Consider the following 12032-nt stretch of genomic DNA (forward strand, 5'->3'; position numbering starts at 1 on the left):
CTGCTACGGTTGCGATAGCGGCGGTTAGGGTTGTTTTACCGTGGTCAACGTGTCCGATGGTACCGACGTTGACGTGTGGCTTGCTGCGTTCAAACTTGGCCTTTGCCATGGGTATTTCCTCTTTTTTGATGAATCTTTAACAATCAAAGATCGGTAAATAGCTGTTTGACGGCTCATGATGCATAAAAACCATCAAACCGTTGACGCTATGGTTTTACTACTAAAGCTTATTTATTAACAAGGATTGATAGCGCTACAGCTGTCTATATCTTTATATAGAGACATTATACGTGCTTTTCAATCTCTTGCACATTGCCGCGTATTATAACGCACATTGGCAATGCGACATTGTCTTCCTGTGTTTTTTTAATAAACAGACTTATTAATAAATGGATTTATTAATAAACTGACAGCACTAAAAGGCAACACCTCAGTGTCACCCTTAAATCATTATCTGCCACACTCTGTTTATAATTTTCAATATTCTATAATTTCGATATCGATATGTATATTTTGTAAAATACAATACTTTATTAAAGTGCCCCGCTTTGTCAAAAGAGCAAAGCCAATATAAAACACTTGAATAATAAATGGAGCTCATATTGAGAATTGAACTCAAGACCTCTCCCTTACCAAGGGAGTGCTCTACCGCTGAGCTATATGAGCGTGCTTTTAAAAACTACAGTAGCCAACCACTGGGTTGCACTAAAAAAAATATCACGATACAGCAATAATAACTGACTGTCGTGATGATTGATAGTTGCTGCGATGGTGCATATATGGAGCGGGTGGCGGGAATCGAACCCGCGTCATTAGCTTGGAAGGCTAAGGTGTTACCATTATACCACACCCGCATTTACTCTTATGCTGCTTGACTCTGATAGCGAGTCGTTCAGAATATAGAGTATGCTTGGCGCTAGGACAAACTTTGAAAAAATATGGTGGTGGGAGAAGGATTCGAACCTTCGAAGCTTTCGCGACAGATTTACAGTCTGTTGGGTTTGACCGCTCCCCAATCCCACCTAGATTGCTTGATATAAAATCACTTTAATGTAAAGCAAATTCATAAAAAGCGACTTTGAAAGATATGGTGCCGACTGCCGGGATCGAACTGGCGACCTACTGATTACAAGTCAGTTGCTCTACCAACTGAGCTAAGTCGGCTTGTTCTCTCAAAGTGGTGGCTATTCTATCAAATATTTTGATAGACGCAAGCTCTTTTTTGGTTTTTTTAGCATTATTTTCATAAAAACCGTCAAACACTTGATTACATTACTGTTTTTTCTAGCATTAAATCGCTCTTTTTATCGCGATTGATATTATCAGCCACGCGGAAAAGTAAATAGCTTGCCACTACGTCCTCTAGTACCGATTATTTTTACTACCTAAATCAATAATAAAACCTTTTAATTAACTTTATATTTTATGGCTATTAACAAATGATTCATAAAGTTAATCTATAAACGGACAATTTATGCAGTAAGTCGGCAAACTGCCAGTGATTATTAGATAACCTTTACAATTTTGCAGGTTAAATAAATGATATCAGCTGGCAGATGCGTTTTTTAAGGAATGTTATAAGCGATTTTTAATGATAAATCGCCTTATACGATGCCCATATTAAACAACCATAATGCTAGGCCAATAATTAAAACTGCCACAAAGACCCATATAAACCAACCGCCGCTGGGCTTTTTCTCAACCTGTCCCGCATTAGCAGGGTTATTGATGGCTTGATCCATGGCATTATTACCAGCTGTACCAAGGTCGCGAGGTTGACCCAAGTTGGCAGTGCCTGAGAACTGCGAAGTAGCAGCTTGCTTGGCGCGTAATACATCAGGATCTGCTTCTTCTTGCAGAGCGGTTTTGGTGGTTTTGTCATGCTTTACAGCGTCTGCTTCTTCTGGTGCTTGACGAGCTGCCTTCTGTATTGGTTCTTCTACAACAGGCGCGCTCGTTACTGCCTCTGTTGCTACCTCTATAGTCTCTGTAGGCTTGGTTTCCGCCTGTTTAGTAGGCTCAGTGGCCACTGCTGCTGTTTCAATCGGTGCTGCTTCGATTGGTACTGCTTCACTATTATTATCTGTCGCTGACAAGGCTTCATCGATTCCTGTTTCTTTTACCACTGGCTCTGTCCCCATTGCTTGTTCAATAGTTGCTTCTTCAACAACAGATTCTTCAATCACTGGTTCAGCCTCTATAATTTCAACAGGTTCGGCTGGAGTGTCTGCAACAGGTAACAACTCTTCAATTTTCGTTTCTTTGACCACAGGTTCTTTAATAACCGGTTCAGCGGCGGCGGCAGGTGCTAATTCGCCAACCATATCAGCGCTAGCGCTTAGTGCTGGCTCATCTGTCACCAGTGGAGCGGCTTGCTTATTAGCCAACGGCGCAGCAACTGGCGCGCTTACCTGAAAGCTAAAGCTTGCAAAACCTAGCGTATCATTGGCAGCAAGGTTGGTAGATTTATTGGCCTCAATGCGCTGCTCGTTGATAAAAGTACCGTTTGACGATTCTAAGTCCTTCACGTACAACTCACCGTTTAATACGCTCAACACCGCATGATTGCGTGACACTTGCTTGCTGCCGAGCACCACATCATTGTCGCTACCGCGTCCCACAGATAGGCTGTCACTGACTGTCAACGTCAGATCACCCAAGGCTTCGGTTAGGGCGTTAAGCTGCCATGTTGCGCCATCTGTGGCGACTGGTGTATTGGCATTTTCTATATGGTTCGTCATGCTATCACTCCTTATTTTTATTAAATGTTCAATGGCTATCTTTCTAAATAATTCTCTTTATTAAATAGCGTTCCTTATTCAATAACTGTCTTCAAATGATGAGCTTAATATCCGTTGAGATTTATCGTCTGTATTATTTAGGAATAAAGCGGGGTTTTATAATACCGCCAAGTTTCTCGTAGGGGATACTAAGCACGGGCATACCATAGGCATAGGGACTAATAGAGTAATGCTGATAACGAATATCGACCCCTTTATCGGTCAAGGTTACGTTATCACTTAGGGTAAACGGCCAGCTTTTCTCATAGCTTACAACGTCTTCATCGACCGTTTTGACCCAGTTTTTATAGGCATCATAAACTAACGCTTTAAAGCGAAGTTTCTTATTAGGCTGGAGCATATCTGCTAATTGGATTTGTTTTTTGCTCTGTTGGTCAAACACCAGATATTCGCTATATGGCATACCATGAGCGCCGCCCGTATAAACGTACGAGCTAATCTCGAACAGCTCGAAATCGTTTACATGACCCAAGTATTCGGGCGTGACCATTAAGTTATAGACGAAAACGCTGTCTTCGGGCAAATCAGCAAACTGTGAGTTAACAAACCCATCGATAGCAGCTTTGACATCTGCTGGGCTACTTTTTTTAGTAATGGGCGCAGATTCAGTCGGTTTACTATTAACGACCAAATGATTGATACGCTCATTGGTCAGCTTATTGATCCAAGGATGATTGGTCTTGAGATATTTAACCTCAATCTCTGGGCAGTTATCACGCGCCGCGCATTTTTCTTCTATATTTTTCGGCAGCTCATACTCTAAGTATTCAGTGTGGCTAATCAGGCTCCCAGCATGCGCTGATAAGCTTAATGCGCCAAGCAGCAGCCCACCACCTAACGAGGTTATTAGTCGCAGCCAAGCCGTCTGTGAGGCAGAGTTTTGAGACAATTTTGACTTATTAGTATGTGGTTGGAGTGCCGCTTTCATATAGCCTCTTTAATATGCAGATAAGGTGTCTTGATATTCTACCGTAACCATTCTGTAGTATTGTAGGTACACTGTTTGTGTTTTTGGATACTTAGTATTTTTGATAATTGGTGTTTCTAATGACCAGTGCTTTTGGCAAACCAGCCTTTATCCGTTTATTCGTTGTAAAAATTATCCGTAATAAAAAAGACACGATATCGTGTCTTTTAAAAGTAAGCAGGAAGATGGATAAGCTGATTTTAATGCTCGCGTGTATTGCTAAACGTCACTTCTGGATAGCGGTCTTGCATCAGCTGTAAGTTCACGCGTGATGGGGCTAAATAGGTCAAATAGCCGCCGCCATCTATCGATAACTGGTCATGCGCTTTGCGTTTAAATTTCGCTAACGCTACTTCGTCATCGCAATGAATCCAGCGTACGGTTGCAATAGATACCGGTTCAAAGATACATTGCACTTTGTATTCTTCTTTTAGACGATGCGCGACCACTTCAAACTGTAGGACACCGACCGCGCCTAAGATTAAATCGTTATTAATCTGCGGCATAAAGACCTGCGTTGCGCCCTCTTCACTTAACTGCTGCAGACCTTTTTGCAGCGCTTTTGATTTAAGCGGGTCTTTGAGCACCACACGGCGGAACAGTTCAGGAGCAAAATGCGGAATACCGGTAAAGTTTAGCTCCTCCCCTTCGGTAAAGCTGTCACCGATAGAAATCGTTCCATGATTGTGTAAACCGATGATATCACCCGGATAAGCTTCTTCTAACGCTTCACGGTCACCAGCAAGGAAAGTCAAAGCATCAGCAATACGTACGTCTTTACCCAAGCGCACATGCTTCATCTTCATGCCTTTTTCGTACTTGCCTGAGCAAACCCGTAAGAACGCAATGCGGTCACGGTGACGCGGATCCATATTGGCCTGAATCTTAAACACGAAACCGCTAAATTCGGTTTCAGTTGCCGCCACTTCGCGCTCATTGGTCGGGTGCGATTTTGGCGGCGGCGCATATTTGATTAAAGTATCCAGCACCATATTGACGCCAAAGTTACCCAGCGCCGTACCGAACAATACCGGTGTCATCTCGCCCGCCAAGAACGCCTCAACACTAAATTCTTCTAGCGCCATTTGTACCAGCTCAAGTGACTCTTCAAAAGCGTCAAACATCAGCTTGCCCAAACGCTCACGAATATCAGGATAATCATAGCCTTCGCGCGTCTCAGCGACCGTCATATCACCGCCGTGACCTTTTTCATATAGATAGGTTTTGTTTTCGGTTAAATGATAGACGCCAACGAAATCTTGCCCCATACCGATAGGCCAAGTAACCGGAATACATTTAATCTTTAATACCGCTTCGATTTCACTCAAGAGCTCAAGTGGCTCACGAATCTGGCGGTCAAGTTTATTGACAAATGAGATGATGGGCGTATCACGCATCCGGCAAACTTCCATCAATTTGATGGTACGCTCTTCGACACCTTTTGCACCATCGACCATCATCAGCGCACTGTCTACAGCGGTCAGAGTACGATAAGTATCTTCACTAAAGTCGGCGTGACCCGGTGTATCTAGCAGGTTGACCATATGGTCTTTATAAGGGAACTGCATGACCGAGGTGGTAATAGAAATACCACGCTCCTGCTCCATACTCATCCAATCAGATGTCGCATGACGGTCGGTTTTGCGGCCTTTAACCTCACCAACCACCTGAATCGCTTGACCCCAAAGCAATAGCTTTTCGGTCATGGTGGTCTTACCCGCATCGGGATGCGAGATAATGGCGAAGGTGCGGCGTTTGGCAACTTCTTTGCTTAATTTTTTTGGATCTACGCTCATAATTTTTGGCTTCAACGTTGGCTAATTTAGAAATCAATCTAAATAAATAGTGTCAATAATGGGCATATTGTAACGGATTTAGCGTCTGGGTGCAGAATTAGCGCATAAAAAAACACTCCCTGATAATCAAATAGAGAGTGTTTAGATGATTTTATATTTAATAATAACGCTTGATTTCTCTTTCCAAAAAGTCGGCGGCGACCTCATTGACGATGGTGCAATCAACCACGCTACGAAAGCTATTGGTGTTCGGATTGCTACTGCCTTTGGCAACATAATCGGCTTCGTAGATGCCCCTATCATATTCAACGCCGTTATATTGATAAGCAGGTTGGTTTTTATAGGCAAAAAACGTCACCTGTGCCGCGTGTTGTTTATTGTCCGCTCCAACCCCAAACTTAGAAGTACTATAACCTCTGTTATCATCAAATCTTGCTTCAGCGGCGTTAATCCACTTATCCAATGCTGAATAACCGGTTTTGTCTTTTTCATTAAATGCTAAAAACGCGCGCTCGCTTGTAACGACTGGAATATAACAAACGGAGCCGGCTGGAAATGCCAACGTCGCTGGAATTTTAGGATAATGGTTTAAGCTCGTAATGATGCCGCGACTGTTGCTTATCGTATTCCCTGCAAGATAACTGTCCGCTTTTACACCTGATAAATCTAAAGTTTTATAGGTGATTTCATAGCTAGACTTGTTATTGGTGTTTTTCTCATAAATAGGACGTTTGACCGTGCGACCATTCACCTCAATATTCTTATTTTCCAGTCGCCCTTCAAAGTTATTTGCCAATATCGTTTTATCTAAGGTGTTTAGACTCTGATTACTATAATTATTGACAAGATTTTTTATTTTAATCTCGCGCGCGCCTGTGCGGTAGCTCTCATCAATACGTGCAATCGCCGTAGCGTTTACTTGGCTGTCATAGCTATTAGCAAAGCTGGTCAATGTAATGTTATTACTGCCACCCGAGCCATAAATACCGTTATCTTCTTCGCAACCGACAAGAGCAATCATCATTAAAGATAAAATACTTGGTATTACAATTAGTTTCTTCATTGACCCGTTCATCAAATAACGTCCTTATAGCTCTGTTTTTGCCATCTATGCTGATGGGTTTACTATGACCATTTATACAATGAGTTTACATTAACACATTCATGATTTATATATCAAAATGCTTCGATTATCGCTAACCTGACAGACATGATACATTTACCCACTTACAAACTTGTAGCATATGTTTACTACTGTCCCATTGCGCTAATCGAGCAGCTTGCTATGCTATAGGTCCTATTAAGAAAAGGCTTATCGAGATTGATAGCCAAAGTTTACTTCAATTATAAAAACTGACAACAAAGGATGTGTTATGAAAACTCTATATTCTACTAAAGGCACGGTTACTGGCGGTCGTACAGGTAGTGCTAGCCTTCAAGACAGTGACTTGACGATTAATATGGTTGCACCGGGTTCTGGTAAAGAAGGTAACAATCCAGAGCAACTATTCGCCATGGGCTATGCTGCTTGCTTTGATGGTGCACTTGCAGCAGTTAAAGGCGAAGAAAAAGCAAAGTTTGATTCTACCACTGAAGTATCGGTAGATTTGATGAAAGGTGAAGGCCTAGATTTTCAATTGGCCGTTAAAATCCATGTGATTGGTGAAAATACAGAACTATCAGCGGATGAATTCCAACAGTTGGTTGAGAAAGCCAATAAAGTCTGCCCGTATTCTAAAGCTACCCATGGTAATGTCGATAGCGAAGTGACTTCAGAAGTAAAATAAGCGCTAAATAACGCCAATGTCATGAAATATAAAAAACCATTAAATGTAAAAATCCATTACATATATACAGCTATTAAATATAATAAAAGAACTCAGCTGGTCTGGGTTCTTTTTTTATTGGCGACGAATTTGGCTCGTCAACATCGTAATTGTTTATTATTTCCACCATCCATTGATTAGTTTGCCATCAATTCGGCAAGAAGGTTTTTTATCGTTATAATGAAGGTATCTTTTTATCCAATTTTTTACTCAATACTTGCTGCCCCATATTTGATAAGTGACTTTTTATGACTGCCAACGACCACAACTCGCACTCGCCCATTAATCCCAATACGCTACCAAACTTTGCCTCCATGCCAAATGTGGCGACGATGGATACCAGTCATGTGGACAAAAACCAGCCGCCCTTTATTTTGGTCGATGGCTCTTACTATCTGTTTCGCACTTATCATGCCTTACCAAAGACCATGCAAAACTCTCAAGGCCTGATAACCAACGCCATACGTGGGACGTTGAATGCGCTACTGAAATTAATGCGCCGCTATCACCCAACCCATATGGCGGTCTGCTTTGATACCAAATCACCGACTTTTCGTCATGCGATGTCAGATGAATATAAAGCCAATCGTCCAAAAATGGATGTGGAATTGGCTGAGCAAATTCCGTATATCCACAGCTTGGTCGCCGCTCTAGGAATCCCCTTACTCCGTATCGAAGGCGCAGAAGCCGATGATATTATTGGTACCCTCGCTTATCGTGCCGTCGCTGAAGGTCATCACGTGGTCATCTCCACGGGTGATAAAGACATGATGCAGCTGATTAATGACTGCGTGATATTAGAAGACAGCTTTACCGGTAAAATTACCGATAGCGCAGGCGTGGTCGAAAAATTCGGTATCAATCCTGAGCAGATGATTGACTTTTTGACCCTGATGGGTGATTCCTCTGACGGCATCAAAGGCGTGCCGGGTATCGGCAAAAAGACGGCCAAAGACTTGCTTAATGAGTATGGCAGTATCGACAATATGCTCAAAAACGTCGCTGATATCAAAGGACGCGCAGGCAAAAACCTGGTCGAATATGCTGATGACATTCCGATGAATGCACAGCTGGCAACCATCGTTACCGATTTAGAAATTGGCCAAGACTGGCAAGATTTAAAAATTAATACCGACCCATGCGCTCATATCGATGAGCTACGCGCGCTATATACTGAGCTTGAGTTTAGAAACGAGTTGGCCTCACTGGATCACCCCAATCATCCAGCCAATGGTTCACAAAGTGTCGCCAATAGTCAGGCTGATGCGGAATCACAAGCACAAATCGCTAAATCCTTACAGTCAAGCACAATCGACAATATCACCGACAGTAAAAGTCATGATAGAGCATGGCATACGATTTTAGATGAGGCCGCTTTTGATAGCTTAGTTAAACTATTAGCAGACGCACCGCACTTCGTTATCGATACCGAAACCACCAGCGTTTATTGGCGTCAGGCTGAATTGGTTGGTTTGTCTTTTGCGGTAAAAGCGCACGAAGCCTATTATGTACCGCTCACGCATAATCTAGAAGGCGATGAGCTGACTGCAAAGCAACTTGATCGCGATACGGTATTAGCAAAACTTAAACCTATCTTAGAAAATCCAAACATCGGTAAAATCGGTCAACATCTCAAATATGATGCCCATATTCTCAGTCATTATGATATCGACTTAGTAGGCAGCATTCATGCCAGCCCTAATAACTGGGCAATGGATACCATGCTTGCCAGCTATGTGATTAACGCGGCAGCTACTCGCCACGGTATGGACGATTTGGCGCGCCATTACCTACAAACACAAACCATCAGCTTTGAAGATGTGGCTGGTAAAGGCGCTAAGCAAGTTAGCTTTGACCAAGTCGCCATCGATATTGCCAGCGACTATGCTTGCGAAGATGCCGATATTACTTATCAGCTGTTTGACTTGTTTAGCGAAAAATTAGCAGCTGACGACAATAACGCTAAGTTGCTACACGAATTAGAGATTCCAACTGCAGAGATACTCTGCCAAATGGAAGCAAGCGGTATTTTAATTAAGCGCCCATTCTTAAATGAGCTATCAAAGCGTTTTGATGAAGAAATCATTGCGCTTGAAAAACGTGCTTATGAAATCGCTGGCGAAGAATTTAATCTCGGCTCACCAAAACAGCTTGGTGAGATGCTGTTTGATAAGCTTGGCGTGTCTGGTGGTAAAAAAACCAAGTCAGGGCAATACTCTACGGGTGAAGGGGTATTATCAAAGATTGACCACCCATTGGTCGATATCACCCTTGAATATCGCGGTCTGTCTAAGCTCAAAAGTACTTATACCGATGCGCTTGATAATGTTGCAGATGCGCAGACTGACCGCGTGCATACCAGCTATCACCAAGCACTAACCAGTACCGGTCGTCTGTCATCAACTGATCCCAACTTACAAAACATTCCTATTCGTACTGCCACTGGCCGCCTAATTCGTCAAGCCTTTATCGCGCCAGAAGGTCGCGTTATTCTGGCCGCGGATTACTCACAAATTGAATTACGTTTAATGGCGCATTTCTCAGGTGATAAAAACCTAACGCATGCTTTTAATGAAGGGCTGGATATTCACGCGGCCACCGCAGCTGAAGTGCTTGGCAAAGATGTTACTGATGTCACCCCGACCGAGCGCCGTAATGCCAAAGCCATTAACTTTGGTCTACTCTATGGTATGAGCGCTTTTGGTCTTGCCAAGCAGCTACAAATGAGCCGCAGTGAGGCGCAAGACTATATCGATATGTACTTTAAGCGCTATCCGGGCGTCAAAGACTATATGATCAATACTCGTGCCAGCGCCCATGACAAAGGCTATGTCGAGACCATATTAGGTCGTAAGCTTTATACACCTGATATCAGCCATAGCAATCGCATGGTCAAACAAGGCGCTGAACGTGCGGCGATTAACGCGCCACTACAAGGTTCGGCAGCTGACTTGATTAAACTTGCCATGATTGCTGTTGATAAAGTGTTGCCAAAAGAGCAAGCCAAAATGCTGCTACAGGTCCATGATGAGCTGGTGTTTGAAGTCGATAGCGACAAGGTCGATGAAATCAGCAAGCTTATTACTGATGCCATGCAAGACGTCTTAACTAACACTGCTGTTGAAAAAGGTTGGCAGGTAGATTTTGCTGTACCCTTATTGGTTGAAACAGATAGTGGTCAGAACTGGGATGAAGCGCATTAATCGTGCAAACAAAGGCAGTTATAATGGCTTTTAATACTGCTATTAATGCTTCTATTAATGCAGCTAAAAATGGTAATTGAACACTGGCGTTTATACTCTGCCATAGCTGTGCAATGACTCTTAGCAGTATAATAAGCACACGTTACTTTTATATATATTAATTTTTAACATATTAATGACGGTTTAAAGTGAGCCTGTGCGCTCACTTTTTTCATTTTTGAAAACTAGGAAGCTTTATTTTGATTGCAGATGGCATCATCGAATTACCGGGTATTATCATATTAATCGCGTGCATATTACGCTGCGTTCAGTATGTGATACAGAGTGAGCTGAAACTGGGGCACTATTTTTGGTTGGCATCTGTATTGACATTTTTTGCTGTGATTCGTCGTGAGTTGAACTATGTGCCCGAGCTCTTGATTCCTAGTGGTTTTACATTTATGAATCACTCGTACGATTGGTGGGAAGACGCTGTGCTGTTAACGGTGTATCTGCTGATTGTGGGCTTATTAGCTTATAGTTGGCGTTATCTGTGGATGGTATTAAAAAAAGTTCCTGTGTCACTATATATCACTGTGGTTGCCTTAGCACTATTAGAATATATGGGTGAAAATGCCATTTTTATACCAGAAAGCATTGGCGAGATAGTAGAAGAAATCGCAGAGACCGGCGTTTATACGATTGCCTTGATTTATTTATGGACATTTAAACTCGGTGAGTTTGAGAGACATTTTTTACCTCAAAAAAATTATCATGCACCGTGCAAAGCCAACTAACAGAAATTGTCTACTCGCTAAGGTTATCAACCAGCAAAACCTTTATTAACGATAACAACTGAAAAACGGCTGCTCAATATGGGCAGCCGTTTTTTTGCCTTTATAAACTTGCCGTCTTACATTTTTTGAACATCCTGTGACACCTTACTACTATCAGTTACCATCATAACGCGGCACACTGATAAGCAGATCTTACCAATGACCAATAATAACGTGAATGGCATTTATAACTATAATGAGGACATATCCATGGACAATACAAAAACTCCACTACCAGAAGAGATGAATCATATTGAAGGTGACGACAATATGAATGACAACGAAGTCGGTAGCCAAGAGATTGATTTAAACAACCCTATGCTGCACACCTTTGATAATGACGATATGATTGATAATAGCGCAGGATTTAATAACTCAGAAGTTGGAACGGACGCAACTCAAGGGCTGACACCGATGCATCGGCAAAATATTGATGAAGCTCGGATTGATGAAGTATTGGTCGAAGACAATTTAGATGATAAAGACTATCCTAATATCGTTGATATTGCAGACAGAGATGCGGCAAAGATTTCTAATGATGACAATTTTTAGAAATCACCTATTCGTAAAATAGAAAATAATTCAGAAAAAAATACCGAACATTATGTCCGGTATTTTTTATGG

The 12032-nt window shown here is 42.2% G+C and carries 9 protein-coding genes and 4 tRNA genes; 4 read left to right on the forward strand and 9 right to left on the reverse strand.

Annotated elements, in window-relative coordinates; translation table 11 throughout:
- The 9 genes from JMX50_RS11480 to JMX50_RS11520 form a co-directional block, all read right to left on the reverse strand.
- On the reverse strand, nt 1-109 hold a 109-nt coding region (locus JMX50_RS11480), incomplete at its 3' end, for a GTP-binding protein (protein WP_227671040.1).
- A gap of 482 nt (nt 110-591) precedes the next feature.
- Nucleotides 592-666, reverse strand: a tRNA-Thr gene (locus JMX50_RS11485).
- Nucleotides 667-780: 114 nt separating this feature from the next.
- Nucleotides 781-854: transfer RNA gene (locus tag JMX50_RS11490), tRNA-Gly, on the reverse strand.
- Between the two features lie 85 nt (nt 855-939).
- Nucleotides 940-1023: transfer RNA gene (locus JMX50_RS11495), tRNA-Tyr, on the reverse strand.
- Between the two features lie 65 nt (nt 1024-1088).
- A tRNA-Thr gene (locus JMX50_RS11500) sits at nt 1089-1164 on the reverse strand.
- Between the two features lie 440 nt (nt 1165-1604).
- Entirely contained in the window at nt 1605-2741 is a 1137-nt protein-coding gene (locus tag JMX50_RS11505) for an FHA domain-containing protein (protein ID WP_201629613.1), read from the reverse strand.
- 133 nt (nt 2742-2874) lie between these two features.
- Nucleotides 2875-3729 (reverse strand): RsiV family protein, encoded by an 855-nt coding sequence (locus JMX50_RS11510; protein WP_201629614.1) that lies wholly within the window; start codon nt 3727-3729, stop codon nt 2875-2877.
- Nucleotides 3730-3968: 239 nt separating this feature from the next.
- Entirely contained in the window at nt 3969-5564 is a 1596-nt protein-coding gene (locus tag JMX50_RS11515; protein ID WP_183620030.1) for a peptide chain release factor 3, read from the reverse strand.
- A gap of 157 nt (nt 5565-5721) precedes the next feature.
- On the reverse strand, nt 5722-6639 hold the full coding sequence (locus JMX50_RS11520; RefSeq protein WP_201629615.1) for a hypothetical protein: 918 nt from the start codon (nt 6637-6639) through the stop codon (nt 5722-5724).
- Nucleotides 6640-6937: 298 nt separating this feature from the next.
- Between JMX50_RS11520 and JMX50_RS11525 the strand changes: the two genes are divergently transcribed.
- The 4 genes from JMX50_RS11525 (at nt 6938) to JMX50_RS11540 (ending at nt 11960) form a co-directional block, all read left to right on the forward strand.
- On the forward strand, nt 6938-7351 hold the full coding sequence (locus JMX50_RS11525) for an Ohr family peroxiredoxin (protein ID WP_201629616.1): 414 nt from the start codon (nt 6938-6940) through the stop codon (nt 7349-7351).
- Nucleotides 7352-7638: 287 nt separating this feature from the next.
- A complete protein-coding gene (gene polA, locus JMX50_RS11530) occupies nt 7639-10593 on the forward strand; it encodes a DNA polymerase I (RefSeq protein WP_201629617.1) in 2955 nt (984 codons plus the stop codon).
- Between the two features lie 239 nt (nt 10594-10832).
- Nucleotides 10833-11369 (forward strand): hypothetical protein, encoded by a 537-nt coding sequence (locus tag JMX50_RS11535; RefSeq protein WP_201629618.1) that lies wholly within the window; start codon nt 10833-10835, stop codon nt 11367-11369.
- A 249-nt stretch (nt 11370-11618) separates the two neighbouring features.
- A complete protein-coding gene (locus JMX50_RS11540) occupies nt 11619-11960 on the forward strand; it encodes a hypothetical protein (protein ID WP_201620231.1) in 342 nt (113 codons plus the stop codon).
- Nucleotides 11961-12032: the final 72 nt, after the last annotated feature.

This window comes from Psychrobacter maritimus (assembly GCF_904846345.1).
Taxonomy (GTDB): Bacteria; Pseudomonadota; Gammaproteobacteria; order Pseudomonadales; family Moraxellaceae; genus Psychrobacter; species Psychrobacter maritimus.